This is a genomic window from Streptomyces sp. RFCAC02, assembly GCF_004193175.1.
Lineage (GTDB): Bacteria > Actinomycetota > Actinomycetes > Streptomycetales > Streptomycetaceae > Streptomyces.
Genome location: NZ_SAUH01000001.1, coordinates 1,929,430 through 1,945,530, shown reverse-complemented (window position 1 = coordinate 1,945,530; position 16,101 = coordinate 1,929,430). Strand labels below are relative to the sequence as shown.

Below are 16,101 nucleotides of genomic sequence, written 5' to 3'. Positions count from 1 at the left end.
CCTCCTCACCGGTACTCCGACAGACGGCGGCCCATGCCGCTCAGCGCGGCCGCCGTGCCGAGGACGCCGAGCACGCCGGCGCCCGCGGCCAGGCCCGTCAGGGAACGGCGGGCACGGTCGGCCGCCGCGTCGAAGCGGTCCTGCTCGGCCGCCACCGCCTCCCCGAGGGCCGTGTCCACCGCGTGGAACGCCTCCTGCGTGGACTCCTCCGCACCGATGACGAACGCGACGGCGCCGTCGTAGTCACCCTCGCGCTCCGCCGCCTGCGACAGGTTGTGCCGCGTCCGCCAGGTCTCCGTGGCGTCGGCGGCGGCCGTGATGTGCGCGCGGGCCTCGTCGCCCGCGAGGCCCGCCGCCTGCGCCAGCAGCCCGTTGTCCGCGCCGCCGAGTTCGCGGACGGCCTCCCGGTAGCTGTCCTCGAACACGTCGCTGCCGCCCCGCGCCACCAGGGCGAGGCTCTCGTCGCCGTGCGCCTTGAGGGCCGCGATCCGCGCGTCGTTCAGCGTGGGCAGGGACAGCGCCGGACCCTGCCGTATGTCGTCGTGCGCCGCCCGCGAGAGGGTCTGCGCGCCGGCGAGCCACAGCAGCAGCACGGCGGTGGTCGCCGTGGCGGCGAGCAGCCCGGGGTTCAGCACGCGGTTCGTGCGGAGGTAATGGCGGCGCTGCGCCCACACCAGGACGACGACGGCCGCGCCGCCCACCGCGAGCGCGGCCCACGGGCGGCTGCCCGCGTCGGCGAGGTCGTCGCGGAACCTGGCCGTCTCCAGCCGGTACAGCGCCTCGGCCGTCGGCAGCAGGCCGTCGTCGGTGCCGTCGCCGTCGGCGTCGCAGTCCGGGGCCGCTCCGGTGTCGGCGGCGAGGGCCGTCGGGACGCCGCGCTGCATCAGGTCGTCGGCGTACCGCAGGTACGCGCCGCCGAGGGGCAGGCGCTGGCGGTTGTTCGCGCGGGCGGCCTCCACGAGGCCCGAGTAGACGGGCAGTCCGCGGCTCAGGCAGGCGATGTACCGCTCGGACTCGGCCGACGTCGAGGTGTCGGACGCCGCCCTCGCGAGGGCGCCCGCGGCCTCGGCGATGTCGCGCCGGTACGCGGTGCGCGTGGCGGCCGTCTCGCCGTCGCCGGCCAGGAAGCCGTTCACCGCCGTCGTGTTGGCGTCCGCGAGGCTGCGGTAGATCTCGGCGGCGATGGTGCTGAGCGGCTGGCTCGTGCGCCGGACGGTGTCGGCGGCCGCGCTGCGGTCCTGGACCTGGTACGCCGTCACCGCGCCGAACGCCAGCAGCAGCCCGGCGAGCAGGGCGCCGACGGCCCGCAGCCTGCCGGGCTCGGTGCGCGCGGCACGGCGCAGGCGGGCCGCGGCCTCGCGCCACGCGGCGGCCCGGCGGGGCGGGACCGCCGCGGGCGGTGCTGTCCCGCCCGCGGCCGGCTCGCGGCCGGGTGTCCGCGCGCCCGGAATCCCGGGCGGCGCGCCGCCCGGCGCGTGCGCCGGCGGCGTGGTGGACGGGTGCGTCACGGTGGTGCCCCTCCCCCTCGTGGAATCCGGCACGGGGCCACGGCGAGAAGTATGCCGCCCGGCGGGGTCCCCCCACAGGCCCCGCCGCGGATCTTGTCGCTATCGCGATCTTCCGGTACGTCCGGATTCCCCGTCCGTTCGCACACCGGTTCCCCATCGGTTCCCGACCGGTCCCCGCCCGGGTGGACGCGCGGCCCGGCCGGCCGGTTCCCAGCGAGCGCGTGCGCCGTCAGGACAGACGCATGCCCAGGTGGATCGTCGGCCCCGGCTCGTCGTCCGGCTCGGGCAGCAGGACGAAGCCCATGCGGTCGTAGAACGCGCGGGCACGTGTGTTCTCCGGGCTCATGCCGAGGTGCACGCCCGGCACGCCGCGCTCCCGCAGGGCGTCGAGGTACGTCCCCATCAGCTTCCGCCCGAGGCCGCGGCCCTGGCCGTGGGGGAGCAGATCGATGTGCAGGTGCGCGGGGTACTCGGCAGCGATCTCGGGGACGAGCATCCGCTCGGCGTGGTGCAGCAGGGAGCGCAGGTCCTCGTCGGGGCCGGCCGGCTCGCCCTCCGGCTCGGGGAAGCGGTCCGCGACGGTGGGCAGCCACCGCTCCCTGAACGCAGCGAAGAAGGCGGTGCTGTCGGCGGTCCCCACGATGTAGCCGAACGCGCCGTCGCCCTCGTCGGCGACGAACACCAGGCCGGGGTCCAGCTCGGCGTAGGGCGCCGCGAAGAGGGCGGGGAGGATGTCGGGGTCGCGGAAGTGGCCCCGCGCGTCGCCGCCCAGGTGGCCGGTGCGGATGCAGATGTCGTGCAGGGCGTCACGGTCGCCCGGCCGGTAGGGGCGTATGACGGAGGATCGGGTTTCGCTCACGGGGGCATTCTGACCGAGCGGCGCGGCACCCGTCACCCCCCATCTCCTCCGCCTTCCCGCCCGCGCCGCCCGGCGTCAGGACTGCTCCTTCGGGGCGCCGTCCCCGGCGGCCTCCGGGGCAGCCGGGGACGGCGGCGGCACGGTCACCGGCTCGGCCGTCGGCCGCGCGTCCGACGCGATGCCCGCCGCGGCCAGGGCGCGCCTGATCCGCCAGCGCAGCTCCCGTTCCACATCGGGACCCGCGCCGGGCAGGGCCTTCGCCATCACCCGCACCACCATCGCGTCGCGCGTCACCGAGTCCACGCCGAGGACCTTGACCGGCTCCCACAGCAGCTCGTCGTACGGGGCGGTGGACGACATCTCATCGCCGGCCGCCGTGATCACCTTGCGGACGTGGTCCAGGTCGGCGTCCGCCGTCACCTCGACGTCGACGGCGGCCGTGGACCAGCCCTGGCTCAGGTTGCCGATGCGCTTGATCTCGCCGTTGCGGACGTACCAGATCTCGCCCTGCTCGCCGCGCAGCGTCGTCACGCGCAGGCCGATCTCCAGGACCGTGCCGCTCGCCTCGCCGGCGTCGATCGTGTCGCCCACGCCGTACTGGTCCTCCAGCAGCATGAACATGCCGTTGAGGACGTCGGCCACCAGGCTGCGCGCCCCGAAACCGACCGCGACGCCCGCGATCCCGGCGCTCGCCATGAGCGGACCGAGCTGCACGCCCAGCTCGGACAGCACCATCAGGGCCGCCGTGCCGAGGATCACGACCGACGCCGTGGAGCGCAGGACCGAGCCGATCGTCTCCGACCGCTGCCGGCGCCGCTCCGGGTTCACCGCGAATCCGGTGTGCCCCCCGCCGTGCCCGGCACCGGTCCTGGTGCCGGCCCTGCGGGGCGCGGCCTCCTCGCGGTTCAGGCGTCCGACGAGCCGGCTGATGGCCCGCCGCACCACGAACCGCACGGTGAACGCCACCGCGAGGATCAGCACGATCCGCAGGCCGTGCGTCAGCCACGCCTCCCAGTTGTCTCCCATCGGCCTTCCCTCGGTCCTTCCCGCCGTCCTGGAACGGTGTCCCACCGTAGACAGCCCGGTGAACGGTCCGCACGGATGTGGGGAACGGCACACGGGACCCGGCCGGGCACACGCGCGCCGGACGACACAAACGGCGCAATTGCCGCTCGTGGTGGCGCCACGGGCCGCCTCCGGGACACACTGAGGGAGATCGTCCCGGCGCGAGCCACGCGCCGCCGACGGAAACGGAGGGCGTCCGTGCACCACGTCTTGGTCCTCAACGCGTCGTACGAGCCGCTGGGCGTCGTACCGGTCCGGCGCGCACTCATCCTGCTGCTGAACGACAAGGCCGTCAGTCTCGAGACCTCGGGCACGCTGCTGCGCAGCGCCACCCGAGCCGTCCCCGCGCCGAGCGTCGTCAGGCTGAAACGGTTCGTCCGTGTGCCGTACCGGACGGCCGTGCCGCTGACCCGCAGGGCGCTGTTCGCCCGGGACGGCGGGCGGTGCGCCTACTGCGGCGGCGTCGCCACCAGCGTCGACCACGTCGTCCCGCGCAGCCGGGGCGGCCGGCACGCCTGGGACAACGTCGTCGCCGCCTGCCGCTCGTGCAACCACATCAAGGCCGACCGGCACGTCGCCGAGCTCGGCTGGCGCCTGCGGCACACACCGGGGCCGCCGTCCGGGCTCGCCTGGCGCATCATCGGCACCGGCCACCGCGACCCGCGCTGGCTGCCGTACCTGCGGCCGTACGGCGCGGACGACGCCCTCGCCCGCATCGACGGACGGTCCGGCTGAGCCGCCGCGCCCCACCCTTCGTCCGCGCGTTCCCCCTGCCGCAAGAAGCGAGAGGCCGTGGCCTCTGTGCGACAGATCTTGCGGCGCGGGGGGCGTGAGGTGCGTCGCTTTCCCGTCGCGTCGAGGGGTGGCGTGCCGTTGACTGGGTAGAGCAAGCGTGACCGCACGCCACCCCCCCGCCAGCGAACGGAGTGAGCCGTGGCCGGAGCCGCCCGGACGACCGACGCCCCCGACAGAGACGCCCAGCTCCTGAGGGATCTCCTGCTCGGGCCGGCACCCGAGTGCCCGTTCTGCCCGCCGCTGACGAGCGAGCCGCCGCTGTGCGACGCGGCGCCGCTCACCTCGGAGGTGCCCCTCACCGCCGAACCGCCGCTCACGGCGGAACCGGGCGGAACCGCCGGCGCCGGCGCGGAGGCAGTCGAGATCTGATGGACCGGCTGCCCCGGCTCGCCGCGGCGCACGGCGTCGCCACCTCCTACGAACCCTCGCCCGGCCGGCGCGTCAACGTCCCCGAGGACACCGTCGCCGCCGTCCTGACCGCCCTCGGCGTCGATCCCGGCGCCGACCCCGACGAGGCGGCCCCCGGGGCCGGCCGCCTCCTGCCGCCCACCGTCGCCGTCCGCGGCACGAACGCCCTGCCGCCCGCCGTCCTCGCGGGCCTGCCCCATGGCACCGCCCTGCGGATCACCACCGGCGACGGCCGTACGCTCGCCCTCGCCGACGACGGCACCCTCCCCGCCGGCACGTCCGGCGCGCTGCCGCCCGGCTACCACACGCTCCGCGCCACCGCCCCCGACGGCCGCGCCGCCGACGCCACCCTGATCGCCGCGCCCGCCCGGCTGCCGGGCGCGCCGGGCCGCAGCGTCGGGCTCCTCGTCCAGCTCTACTCGCTGCTGTCCGCCCGCTCCTGGGGCATGGGCGACCTGGTGGACCTCGCCGACCTCGCCACCTGGGCGGGACACGTCCTGGGCGCCGGCTTCATCCAGCTCAACCCGCTCCACGCCGCCGTCCCCGGCGGCTCGGGCGAGGCCACCGACCCGTCCCCCTACCGGCCCGGCACCCGCAGGTACGCCGACCCGGTGCACCTGCGCATCGAGGACATCCCCGAGTACGCCTACCTCGGCCCCGAGGCCCGCCACCGCACCGACCGGCTCATCGCCCGCGCCGCCGCGCTGCGGACCGCCGTCCTGGAGAAGGGCGCCCCGATCGACCGGGACGCCGTGTGGGCGCTGAAGCGGCAGGCGCTGGAGATCGTCCGCGCCGTCCCGCTCAGCCCCGGCCGGTACGCCTCGTACTGGGCGTTCCTCGCCGAGCAGGGCCAGGCGCTGGAGGACCACGCCACCTGGTGCGCGCTGGCCGAGCTGCACGGCCCTGACTGGCGCTCCTGGTCGCCGGGGCTGCGCGACCCCAGGTCGCCGGAGACGGCACGCGCGCGCGGCGACCACCTGGACCGCATCGACTTCCACAGCTGGCTCGCCTGGCTCACCGACATCCAGCTCCGGCGCGCCCAGCGCTCGGCGCAGGCGTCCGGCATGACGATCGGGCTCGTCCACGACCTCGCCCTCGGCGTTCACCCGAACGGTTCCGACGCCTGGGCGCAACAGGGGATCCTGGCGTCCGGCATGTCGGCGGGGGCGCCCCCCGACGCGTTCAACGCGGACGGCCAGGACTGGGGCCTGCCGCCCTGGCGGCCCGACGCGCTGGCGGAGCACGGCTACGCCCCGTACCGCGAGCTGCTCGCCGGGCTGCTGCGGCACGCGGGCGGACTGCGCGTCGACCATGTGATGGGCCAGTTCCGGCTGTGGTGGATCCCGGAGGGCGCGGCGCCGTCGGAGGGCACCTATGTGACCTACGACGCCGACGCGATGCTGGGCGTCCTCGCACTGGAGGCGGAGCGGGCGGGGGCCGTCGTCATCGGGGAGGACCTCGGCACGGTCGAGCCCGGCGTGCGCGAGGAGCTGGCGGACCGCGGGGTCGCCGGCACCTCGGTGCTGTGGTTCGAGCGGGACTGGGCGGCCCCCGGCAGCCCGCCGCTGCCGCCGGAGGCGTGGCGGGCCGACTGCCTGGCCACCGTCACCACGCACGACCTGCCGTCCACCGCCGCCCGCCTCGCCGGGGACCACGTGCGGCTGCGGGAGCGCCTCGGTCTGCTCGCGCCCGGCACCGGCGAGCTGAACGCCGCGCTCGCCGAGAGCGCCGAGTGGCAGGCGGTGTTCGCGCGGCTCGGGCTGCTGCCGCCGGGCGCGACGGAGGAGGGCCAGATCGCGGCCGCGTACCGGTTCCTCGCCAGGACGCCGGCGCGGATGATCGGGATCTGGCTGCCCGACATGGTGGGGGACCGCCGCCCGCAGAACCTGCCGGGCACCTGGCGCGAGTACCCCAACTGGCGGCTGCCCGTCGCGGACGGCGCGGGGCGGCCCGTCACCCTGGAGGAGCTGACGACCTCGGCGCGCGTCACCGCCCTCGTCCGGGCGGTGCGGGAGGAGATGGCGGGGTCCTGACCGGGCGGGGGGACGGCGTTCGTTACTGTGGGCCGGTGGTCAACATGAAGCTCATGCCCGAGAAGCGCGCGGCCGGGCGGCGCGGTGCGCGCGTCGCGACACGCGCCGGAGCCGTCGCCGCCGGCACGGCGTTCCTGATGCTGCTGTCCTCCCCGTCCGCCCTCGCCCTGTACCGGGACGACGGCGACGACCCGGGTCAGGGGCTCAGCGTGTTCGAGACGCTCGGCCTGTACGTGGTCGCGCCGATCGCGCTGTTCGCCGTGATCACCGGCCTCGTGATCCTGGGCACCGGCGGGCGCCGGCAGCGCTGATTCGTCCGCGCCCCGCCGCGGTCCCCCTCGCGGGGGACCGCGGCCGGGCGGCGGCCCGGGTCAGTTACCGACCTGGTCGTCGTGGACGGCGCGGTCGTAGGCGGTGATCAGGGACTCGGCCTCCGCGAGGTAGACCTTCTCGATGTCGCGGGTCCGGTCGATCATGTCGGTGTCGGTGTACCGCGAGTCGTGCGCCGGGTCGGGCACGGCGTCGAACTGGTCGGCGCCCTCGTAGCCGGCGCGCTGCGCGACCTGCGCCACCGCCGCGCGCACGTCCGAGTCACCCCAGTTCACCGTGTCCCACTGGGCCTCGGTGACCTCCTCGTTGCCGTCCGGCATCCCGTAGCGCATGGCCTCGGTGATGCCGAAGGCGGCCACCTGGTTGGCCACGTTCCACTTGCCGAAGTCGAGCACGGTGTTGAGCATGGCCGAGCCGGTCGAGATGGCGCCGTAGGTGGTGAACTTCCGCTTCGACTCGTCCTCGATGGGCGCGTTGTCCTGTGCCCAGCGCGCGGTGCCGGCGACCCGGCCGATGTGGTCGAAGGTGCTCCGCTCGCTCTGGCTCTCGCCGCTCTCCAGGCGGTTGAACGCGCCGAGGGCGGTGTCGGTGTACCACGCGTTCACGCCGTCGTAGAACTCGTCGCGGGCCTGGCTGTCGGCGGTGTTCATCATCTTGAAGAGCGTGTTGCGGTCCTCGTCCGAGAGGTCGAACGAGTACTTGTAGTCCAAGCCCTGCAGGTTCTCGTCGGTGAAGCCGTTCTCGGTGGCGGAGAACTCGGACTCCTTGCCGCCCTTGGCGATGAAGTCCATGTAGTTCAGCATCGTGTCGCCGATCGAGTCCTCCAGGCCGGAGTGGTCGAGGTCCCCGTACTCGTTGATCGCCCAGTGGTCCGTGCCGTGGATCGTGTCCGGGTGCATGGCGGCGTAGTGCAGGACGTTGAACGCGGCCTGGACGTACTGCTTGGCCTCCGGGTCGTTGTGGCCCACGCCCTCGGGCACGGTGGTGCCGGACCTGATCAGGTTGCCGAGGCCGTCGGAGTTCTCCCAGTGCGCGGTGAGCGCGTCCTCGCGGAACGTCTTGTCGTTGAGGAGGTCGGCGGAGAGGTCGCTGTTCAGGGCGACGTTCTGCAGGAGGGCGTTGCTGCCGGTGTTGGGGATGTCGCCGCCGCCGCCGTTCACGTACTGGTACTGCGTGAGGTGCTGCATGGTGACGGCCTCGTGGGCCAGCTCGGAGCCGAAGCTGTGGCCCGGGGCGATGGACGCGGTGCCCATCAGCTCGCCGAACGCGTTGAACTCCTTCAGGGCGTCCCAGTAGCTGTCGTCGGGACCGCCGCCGTTCGGCACCATGTTCTTCGCCATGCCCTCGATGAGGGCTTCGCTCGGGCCGTCGAGGAAGTGCTTGAGCCCGGGCGGCAGCGCGTCGCGGCCGGCCTGCGTCGAGATGTCGACACCGCCGATCTCCGGGTTGAACAGCATGTTGAACCCGTTGGCGATGCGCTGGAGCGACGAGAACTGCCGGCCGGCGTCGCCCGGGTCGAGCCCCTTGCCGGACACCAGCTCGCCGAGCGCGACGATCTCGTCCTTGTCGAAGTGGCCGAGGAACTGCTCCAGGTACGCCCGCTCCGCCGCGGTCAGGTCACGCAGCGGGGAGTCGGGGTCGTCCGGGTTCTCGATGCCGAGGGCGATCGAGCCGAGGCCCTCGGTCCACATGTCGAGCTGGTCGATCCAGGCGTCGAGCTCCGCCGGGTCGGTCGGCCGGTGCGCGAGGAGGTACTCGACCTGCTCGGCGGCGTAGTCGGCCATGCCGTCGGTCGTCCACAGGCCGAGGGGGCCGTCCGACAGGTCGTAGCCGAGGGTGCCCAGCTCCTGCCCGTACTCGCCGAGCTTCTTCCGGTAGGCCTCGATCGCCTCGTCGATGTCACCCGCAGCGGTCTTCGCGTCGCCGGCCGCGAGCGCGAGGTGCTTGTTGCGGATGTCCGTGTCGAGGCCGGCGGGCAAGCTGTAGACATGCTTGCCGTTCGTCACCATCGGAATGGCCCAGCGGGTCTCGCCCCCGTACTCCACGGAGACCGGGTATTGAGCGGTCAGCAGCGGGAGGTCTCGCGTCGGGGCGAGCTTCGCCTCCAGCGCGCTCTGCCATCCGTTCCACTCGTCGATGGCGTCCTGGAGACGGTCGGTGTACTTCTTGTCGAGGCCGTTCGCCGGCTCGAAGATGACGTCGTGGACCTCCTCGTCGGCGTCGAGGGCGCGGTTCATCGCGCGCACGACGTACTCGACGACGGTGTCCATGTCCTCGCCGTTGCCCTGGAGTCCGCGGGACGTAAGGTCGATGCGGCCCTCGTCGTCCACCATCTCCTCGCCGTTGATGCCGCCCGCGTCGGCACCGATGTGGCTGGCCTCGGTGGCGAGTTCACCGGTGTCGGACGCCTCGCCGGCCGCCCGCGCGTAGACGGCGGCCGTGTCGGCCATCTCGTCCGGATTGATCTCGTCGTGGAACGTGACCTGGTCCTTCCACGGCTTGACGCCGGCCTTGGCCTCCACCTCATCCCGCGTGAAGCTCAGAATCGGCATGACTTCCCCCTTCGCACGGGCCTCGCCTGATGACACACCACACCCGCGTCGGGGTGGATGGGAGAGCGGTCCCTCGGTCACCTGACGGCCGCCGACCGTACAGCCTCCTGTCAGACGGTAGCCGCTGACACGGTGTCTCAATCTAAAATTAAGCTCAAAACTCAGCAGAACCTCAAGAGTTCTTCCGAAATCGGTGAACGAACGGCACCTTCCGTCCCTCTTGTCCCGGTGAACGCGCCGTGCCGCGCGCGCACCGCCCCGGGAACAGATGAACGCCCGGGGCCGAACCGGCCCCGGGCGTTCACCCTCCGTGGTCACGCAGCGGTGCGTGCCACCGCGCGCACGGTCACTCCGCCGCCGCGTCGGCCGCCTGCGCCCGCAGCGCCCGCTCCACGCCCGCGCGCGACTCGGTGACGAGCCGGCGCAGCGCCGCGGACGGCTCGGCCGTCGCCAGCCACGCGTCCGTCACCTCGAGAGTGGCGCGCTCCGCCTGCGCGGCCGGGTACAGCCCGACCGCGATCTGCTGCGCCATCTCGTGGCTGCGGGAGGCCCACACGTCCTTCAGCGCCGCGAAGTACTTCTCGGTGTACGGCGCGAGCAGCTCCCGCTGGTCGGTCTGCACGAAGCCGCCGATCACGGCCTCCTGCAGGGCGTTCGGCAGGCTGTCGCCCTCGACGACCTGCGCCCACGCCTCGGCCTTGGCCTCCGGCGTCGGCCGCGCGGCGCGCGCCGCCGCGGCGTGCCGCTCGCCGGCGGAGGTGGCGTCCCGCTCCAGCTCGGCCGCGATCTCCGGCTCGTCGGCGCGGCCGGTGGCGGCGAGCCGCTCCAGCAGCTCCCACCGCAGGTCGGTGTCGACGGTCAGGCCGGGAATCGTCTCCGAGCCGTCCAGCAGGCCGGCGAGGACGTCGAGTTCGGCGTCGGAGCGGGCCGCCGCCGCGAACGCGCGCGCCCATGCGAGCTGGTGGTCGCTGCCGGGCGCGGCCGACCGCAGGTGGTCGAGCGCCGCGGCCGACCAGGTGGCGAGCCCCTGCGCGCGCCGGTCGGGCGCGCTGTACAGGTCGAGGGCGAGCTTGACCTGGCGGTGCAGCGACTGCACCACGCCGATGTCGGTCTCCTTGCCGATGCCGCCGAGGACGAGCGTGAGGTAGTCGCGGGTGGCCATCTCGCCGTCGCGCGTCATGTCCCACGCGGACGCCCAGCACAGGGCGCGCGGCAGCGACTCGGTGAAGTCGCCGACGTGCCGGGCGACGGCCGCCGTGGACTCGGGGTCGAGGCGGACCTTGGCGTACGAGAGGTCGTCGTCGTTCAGCAGGACGACGGCGGGGCGGGCGCGTCCCGTCAGCCCGGGGACCTCCGTCAGCTCGCCGTCCACGTCGAGTTCGATCCGGTCGGTGCGGGTCAGGGCGCCGTCCACCAGCTCGTACAGGCCGATCGCGATGCGGTGCGGGCGCAGCGTCGGCTCGCCCTTGGCGCCGGCCGGGAGCGCCGGCGCCTCCTGCCGGACGGCGAACCGGGTGATCGTCCCGGCGTCGTCCACGGCGATCTCGGGCCGCAGGACGTTGATGCCTGCGGTCTCCAGCCACGCCTTGGACCAGGCCGACAGGTCACGGCCGCTGGTCTCCTCCAGCGCCGTCAGCAGGTCGGTGAGGCGGGTGTTGGACCAGGCGTGGCGCTTGAAGTACGTCTGCACGCCGCGGAAGAACTCGTCCATGCCGACGTAGGCGACGAGCTGCTTGAGGACGCTCGCGCCCTTGGCGTAGGTGATGCCGTCGAAGTTGACCAGGACGTCGTCGAGGTCGCGGATCTCCGCCATGATCGGGTGGGTCGACGGGAGCTGGTCCTGCCGGTACGCCCAGGTCTTCATGGAGTTGGCGAAGCTGGTCCAGGCGTGCGGCCAGCGGCTGCCCGGCGCGTGGGCCTGGCAGGCGACCGACGTGTAGGTGGCGAACGACTCGTTCAGCCACAGGTCGTTCCACCACTCCATGGTCACGAGGTCGCCGAACCACATGTGGGCCAGCTCGTGGAGGATCGTCTCGGCGCGCGCCTCGTAGGCGGCGTCGGTGACCTTCGAGCGGAAGACGTACTGGTCGCGGATGGTGACGGCGCCCGCGTTCTCCATCGCGCCGGCGTTGAACTCCGGCACGAAGAGCTGGTCGTACTTGGCGAACGGGTAGGGGTGGTCGAACTTCTCCTGGAACCAGTCGAAGCCCTGCCGCGTGACCTCGAAGACGGCGTCGGCGTCCAGGTGCTCGGCCAGCGAGGGCCGGCAGTACAGGCCGAGCGGCACGGTCCGCCCGCCGCCCTCCCAGGTGCTGTGCACCGCGTGGTAGGGGCCGGCGACGATGGCCGTGATGTACGTGGAGATGCGCGGCGTCGGCTCGAACGACCAGACGGTGCCCTCGGGCTTCGGCGTCGGGGAGTTCGAGATGACGGTCCAGCCCTCGGGGGCGGTGACGGTGAAGCGGAACGACGCCTTGAGGTCGGGCTGCTCGAAGCAGGCGAAGACGCGCCGGGCGTCCGGGACCTCGAACTGGGTGTAGAGGTACGCCTGCTGGTCCACCGGGTCGAGCGAGCGGTGCAGGCCCTCGCCGGTGTTGGTGTAGGCGCAGTCGGCGACGACACGCAGCTCGTTCTCGCCCTCGGCGACGTGCGCGAGGGTGATCCGCGAGTCGGCGAACACCTCGGCGGGCGCGAGCGGGGTGCCGTTGAGCGTGATGCCGGTGACGGCGGGCGCGATCAGGTCGACGAAGGTGGCGCCCGCCTCGCGCGCGGTGAACCGCACGGTGGTCTCGGAGCGGAAGGTGCCGCCCTCCTGCGCGCCGGACAGGTCGAGCGCGATGTCGTAGGCGTCCACGGTGAGCAGCCGTGCCCGCTCCCGCGCCTCTTCCCGGGTGAGATTCGTGCCTGGCACCAGTTCTCCTTCGTCGTGGAATGCGGCTTCGCCGTGGTGTGCGGCGTCGCTCCCGCCATCCTTCCACGCGGAACGCGGCCGGGGCGGGTGGCGGCCTGAGCCGTCCACCCGCCCCGGCGTCGGTGCGGTGGTGCCGTCCCGCGGTGCGCGGGTCAGCGGGTCACGGTGTCACGTGGTCGATCGTGACCGCGCCGGATCCCGTGACGGTGCCGTTCTCGTTGAGCAGCCTGACCTCGCCGAAGACCTGCCGGTCCATGCCGGCCTCGGCCGCTGCGGCGGTGACGGTGACCGTGGCGGTGGCCGTAGCGGTCGCGCCGGTGTCCAGGTCCAGGACGGTGTCCTCGTCGACCTCGACGGTGCCCAGCTCGGAGCTGAGGTAGGCGTCGCGGTAGGCGAAGGTCGTCGAGCCGCTCGGCACGGCGTAGCCGTACACCTCGATCGTGTACGTGCCGGCCGCCGGGTCGGTCAGGCGCACGGCCTCCTCGGAGCCGGAGGACGTGGAGGAGCCGACGAGCGTGCCGTCCCGGTAGACCGTCAGGTCGAGGTCGGAGCCGGGGTCGGACGGGCTGCCGATCACCACGTCGAACTGCGAGGTGCCCTCGCCGACGGTGACGTCCCAGGTGAGGGTCTCGCCCCCGCCGATGGTGGGTGTCTCGTCGTGCGCCGAGCCCATCTCGCCGGCGGCCAGGGTGCCGCGGACGGGCGCCAGGTCGTTGGTGAGGCCCCAGCCGATGGTCAGCGGCTCACCCGCGTCGGCGTGGCCCAGCTCGACCGTCTCCGGGTCGAACGTGGTGCCCAGCACGGTGCTTGTGAGGGTGTACGGGTTGTTCCGCACCGGGGAGGTGCGGCGCGCCTCGACCTCGAACTCCCACACGCCCGGGATCGGGTCGTCGTAGCTGCGCAGGTCGGGGCGGCAGGTGTTGTTGGGGTTGTCGTAGTTCGGGTAGCAGAACGACGTGGTGGAGTCGTCCGCCAGCGTGCCGTACGGGGTGATGGCGATCCACCGGGTCTGGCTGTCCTCGGCCAGGCCGTCCAGGGCGACCTCCAGGGAGCGGGTGCCCTCGGGGACGGTCACGAAGTACGACTCGGTGGAGTTGCGCTCGACGCGGCCGGAGTCGCTGGTGGACCAGTCGGGTCCGGACAGCTCCTCGGGCACGACGACCGTGGCGAGGATCTGCTGGTCGGTGCCGCGGGTCGAGCTGTCGTCCACCGTGAGGATCGCGCTGTGGACGCCGGCCGAGCGCGGCTTGGCCCGCAGCGTGACGGTCACCGGCTCGTCCAGCGGCAGCGAGACGGACGAACGGCCGTCGATGCGGAACGTGCTGCCGTCGTTGTTCTCCAGCGCCAGGTGGTGGCGGACCGGGCGGTCGGGACCGGTGGTGCGGGTGATCGTGATCTCGTAGTCCTCGCTCTCGCCGACGGCCGGGGCGCTCTCGCGGTCGTACACGCCGGTGCCGGTGCCGGGGGTCGCCAGGTAGTCCGACATGGCGTGGTCCACGGGCGCGGAGACGGTGTACTCGCGCGCCGTCGCGCCCTGCCGGATGAGCCGCCAGGCGCCCTCGGTGTCCATCAGGCCGGCGCCCTGCTCGTGCGCCTGCACGCCGCGGATCTCGTCGGCCGAGCTGGTGAGCGCGGTGCGCAGGTCGGCGGGGGAGAGGTCGATGTCCCGCTGCCGCGCGGCGGAGAGCAGCAGCGCGGACGAGCCGGTGACCTGCGGGGACGCCATGGACGTGCCCTGGAGCATGCCGTAGCCGGGCGGCAGGTCGTAGCCGGCCTCCGCGACGGGGCTGCCGGGCTGCCAGGTCGGGATGGTGTTGATCGAGGCGCCGGCGCCGACGATCGTGGGCTTGAAGCCGCCGTCGTCGCGGGGGCCGGCCGAGGAGAACGGCAGGAGGTTGTAGGCGGTGCGGACCTCGGAGCCGTAGTTCGCGGCCCATGTCTCGTCGGAGATGCCGGCGCCGACCGCCACGACCTTGTCGGCCACGGCCGGGTCACTGATGGTGTTGGTGCCCGGGCCGTCGTTGCCCGCCGAGATGAAGAGCTGCACGTCGTAGGTGTCGATCAGCTCGGTGTACAGCCGGGCGCGGGCGTTGTTGCCGTCGTTGAGGGCGGGCAGGCCGCCGATCGAGACGTTGACGAGGTCGACGTCCCGGTTCACGACGAGGTCGATCATGCCCTCGAACAGCGCGGTGTACGTGCAGCCGCCGGTGAAGACGCAGGCGCGCGCCGAGACGATCTGCGCGCCGGGCGCGGCGCCGTCCATGTCGCCGCCGAACAGGCCGTTGGCCGCGGTGATGCCGGCGACGTGGGTGCCGTGCATGCCCTCCACGATGCCGATGTTCACGAAGTCGCGGACCTGGCCGACCCAGTCGCCGCCGTACGGGTCCATCGCGACGTCCTCGCGGATCTCCACGACGAACGGCATGGCCTCGGCGATCGCGGTGTCCGGGTCGTCGGTGCCGAAGTACCCGATCTGGTGGTCGTCGCCGTAGGGCGTCATCGCCTCGTCGTCGGTGAGGTCGGCGTTGTCGTTCACGTCCACGCGGACGGTGCCGGCCTCGGGGTCGTACAGCAGCGCCCAGCGGTCGGTGGTGTCGCCGTCGCGGTTCACGTCGCCGCCGATCTCGCCGACGGCGACGGACTCGCTGAACGTGCTGACCAGGTACTCGCCCTCGGGCGCGGTGTAGGAGCGGCCGTTCAGCGTGAATGAGCCGCCGCTCACGGCGGTGAGCATGGGGCGCCAGGTGCCGTCGCCGTCGAGGATCGGGTCGGTGGCGGTGACCCAGTCCACGATCTTCCGCTCGCCGGTCGTGGTCTCCTGCAGGGCGGGGTGGGCGAGGTCGACACCGGTGTCGAGGATGCCGACTGTGACGCCGCGGCCGTCGTACTCCGGGTGGTCCTCGACGAAGTCGACGGCGCCGGTGTCGTTGGCCGGCTGGTACGGGTTGTCTGCCGGGGTGTCCTCGTCGGGGCCGTCGTAGTCGCTGCCGTGGCCGCTGCCGTGGCCGCCGCGCCCGGTCGCCTCGCCGGAGTCGGGTGCGGGGTCGGGGACCTGGATCTCGTCGTTCATGTCGATCGCGTGGACCGAGGAGAGGGCGGTGGCCTCCTCGATCGCGGCGTCGGCCTGGCCGGTGCGGACGGTGAGCCGCACATAGCCGATGTCGTCCTGGGTGTAGCCGACGGAGGCTCCGGAGACGGCGTCGAGCGCGTCGCCGACCTCCTCGGTCTCGCCCGGCTCGGCGGCGATCATCAGCGTGACGAACGGGTCGCCCGCGTCCTTGGCCTCGGCCAGCAGCGTGGCGTCCTGGGTGGAGAACTTCTCGTCGATCGGCTTGTCCGGTACGGACAGCGGGTCGCTGTCCGTCGCCAGCGCAGGTGCCGCTCCGGTGACGGCGAGCGCGGCCACGAGGCCGGCCGCGAGGGTCACGCGCGACAGGTGTCGATGGGATGGTCTCAGTGACATGGGCATCCTTGTTCGGAATTACCAGAGCAGGATGACCGGCCATCTTACGGAAGTGATCAAAATATGGAGCGACTTGAGGGAGAAATAATTGTTTCCGGCTCAGTCTTATTTACCGTTTGGGGTAGTAATCGGTTGATAGTTTTTGGCGGAACGGACGGTGCTCCGACGGGCGCACCC

10 protein-coding genes are annotated in these 16,101 nt (G+C 73.1%); 4 read left to right on the top strand and 6 right to left on the bottom strand.

What is annotated here, in order from left to right:
• Nucleotides 1–5 precede the first annotated feature (5 nt).
• From EMA09_RS08855 to EMA09_RS08845, 3 genes are all read right to left on the bottom strand, one after another.
• Nucleotides 6–1,508: a hypothetical protein gene (locus EMA09_RS08855; RefSeq protein ID WP_240796308.1), complete on the bottom strand. Its 1,503-nt coding sequence runs from the start codon at nucleotides 1,506–1,508 to the stop codon at nucleotides 6–8.
• A gap of 229 nt (nucleotides 1,509–1,737) precedes the next feature.
• Nucleotides 1,738–2,367, bottom strand: a complete 630-nt coding sequence (locus tag EMA09_RS08850) for a GNAT family N-acetyltransferase (protein ID WP_168220675.1) — start codon at nucleotides 2,365–2,367, stop codon at nucleotides 1,738–1,740.
• A gap of 75 nt (nucleotides 2,368–2,442) precedes the next feature.
• Nucleotides 2,443–3,393 (bottom strand): mechanosensitive ion channel family protein, encoded by a 951-nt coding sequence (locus EMA09_RS08845; RefSeq protein WP_129840530.1) that lies wholly within the window; start codon nucleotides 3,391–3,393, stop codon nucleotides 2,443–2,445.
• Nucleotides 3,394–3,630: 237 nt separating this feature from the next.
• Here EMA09_RS08845 and EMA09_RS08840 point away from each other — a divergent pair, with 237 nt between their 5' ends.
• The 4 genes from EMA09_RS08840 to EMA09_RS08825 all read left to right on the top strand — a co-directional run bounded on the left by EMA09_RS08840 (nucleotide 3,631) and on the right by EMA09_RS08825 (nucleotide 6,979).
• A complete protein-coding gene (locus EMA09_RS08840) occupies nucleotides 3,631–4,167 on the top strand; it encodes an HNH endonuclease (RefSeq protein WP_129840529.1) in 537 nt (178 codons plus the stop codon).
• A 249-nt stretch (nucleotides 4,168–4,416) separates the two neighbouring features.
• A complete protein-coding gene (locus EMA09_RS08835) occupies nucleotides 4,417–4,596 on the top strand; it encodes a hypothetical protein (protein ID WP_129843918.1) in 180 nt (59 codons plus the stop codon).
• Nucleotides 4,596–6,668 carry a 4-alpha-glucanotransferase gene (gene malQ, locus EMA09_RS08830; protein ID WP_129840528.1) on the top strand — a complete coding sequence of 691 codons (2,073 nt, stop codon included), beginning with the start codon at nucleotides 4,596–4,598 and terminating at the stop codon, nucleotides 6,666–6,668. The genes EMA09_RS08835 and malQ overlap by 1 nt, the downstream gene beginning before the upstream one ends.
• A gap of 53 nt (nucleotides 6,669–6,721) precedes the next feature.
• On the top strand, nucleotides 6,722–6,979 hold the full coding sequence (locus tag EMA09_RS08825; RefSeq protein WP_129840527.1) for a hypothetical protein: 258 nt from the start codon (nucleotides 6,722–6,724) through the stop codon (nucleotides 6,977–6,979).
• 60 nt (nucleotides 6,980–7,039) lie between these two features.
• Here EMA09_RS08825 and EMA09_RS08820 read toward each other — a convergent pair whose 3' ends face one another.
• The 3 genes from EMA09_RS08820 to EMA09_RS08810 form a co-directional block, all read right to left on the bottom strand.
• Nucleotides 7,040–9,550, bottom strand: coding sequence for a hypothetical protein (locus EMA09_RS08820; protein ID WP_129840526.1), 2,511 nt, complete (start codon nucleotides 9,548–9,550; stop codon nucleotides 7,040–7,042).
• A gap of 346 nt (nucleotides 9,551–9,896) precedes the next feature.
• The gene (pepN, locus tag EMA09_RS08815; protein WP_129840525.1) at nucleotides 9,897–12,461 is read right to left on the bottom strand and encodes an aminopeptidase N; all 2,565 of its coding nucleotides are present in this window, start codon (nucleotides 12,459–12,461) and stop codon (nucleotides 9,897–9,899) included.
• A 160-nt stretch (nucleotides 12,462–12,621) separates the two neighbouring features.
• Complete coding sequence (locus EMA09_RS08810; protein WP_129840524.1) at nucleotides 12,622–15,930, bottom strand: S8 family serine peptidase; 3,309 nt, start codon at nucleotides 15,928–15,930, stop codon at nucleotides 12,622–12,624.
• Between the last annotated feature and the right edge of the window lie 171 nt (nucleotides 15,931–16,101).

Excerpts from the sequence above, each read along its gene's own strand:
- EMA09_RS08820 (WP_129840526.1), bottom strand. The coding sequence starts at position 9,550 with ATGCCGATTCTGAGCTTCACGCGGGATGAGGTGGAGGCCAAGGCCGGC.
- malQ (WP_129840528.1), top strand. The coding sequence starts at position 4,596 with ATGGACCGGCTGCCCCGGCTCGCCGCGGCGCACGGCGTCGCCACCTCC.
- EMA09_RS08825 (WP_129840527.1), top strand. The coding sequence starts at position 6,722 with ATGCCCGAGAAGCGCGCGGCCGGGCGGCGCGGTGCGCGCGTCGCGACA.
- EMA09_RS08810 (WP_129840524.1), bottom strand. The coding sequence starts at position 15,930 with ATGCCCATGTCACTGAGACCATCCCATCGACACCTGTCGCGCGTGACC.
- EMA09_RS08845 (WP_129840530.1), bottom strand. The coding sequence starts at position 3,393 with ATGGGAGACAACTGGGAGGCGTGGCTGACGCACGGCCTGCGGATCGTG.